This is a genomic window from Citrobacter sp. TBCS-14, assembly GCF_005280805.1.
GTDB lineage: Bacteria > Pseudomonadota > Gammaproteobacteria > Enterobacterales > Enterobacteriaceae > Citrobacter > Citrobacter gillenii.
Window position 1 is genome coordinate 1 of record NZ_SZWM01000551.1, and the last position, 238, is coordinate 238.

The window sequence follows — 238 nt, forward strand, 5'->3', positions numbered from 1 at the left end:
GCCACCCTGCTCAAACCCAACGTCCGCCCCGCCGATCAGATCAGGCGGATCGTTCTTCAGACGATCCTCGCGGATCACTGAAGAGGCCAGTTCAAGCTGCTGCGCGCGTAATGACGCGAGATCCATAATGACTCCTTAGCGGTGGTACTGTTCGGACAACCGATGTACCGCCTCCACAAAGACACCCGCATGTTCTGGCGGGACGTCCTGATGAATGCCGTGGCCCAGGTTAAAGACA

General features: G+C 58.0%; 1 protein-coding gene and 1 pseudogene. Both read right to left on the reverse strand.

From position 1 onward, the window contains the following. Positions 1 to 126, reverse strand: a pseudogene (locus tag FDX22_RS19825) (endonuclease V); the annotation flags it as partial. A 9-nt stretch (positions 127 to 135) separates the two neighbouring features. Further along, a partial coding sequence (locus tag FDX22_RS19830) for a uroporphyrinogen decarboxylase family protein (RefSeq protein ID WP_146717665.1) occupies positions 136 to 238 on the reverse strand: 103 nt, incomplete at its 5' end.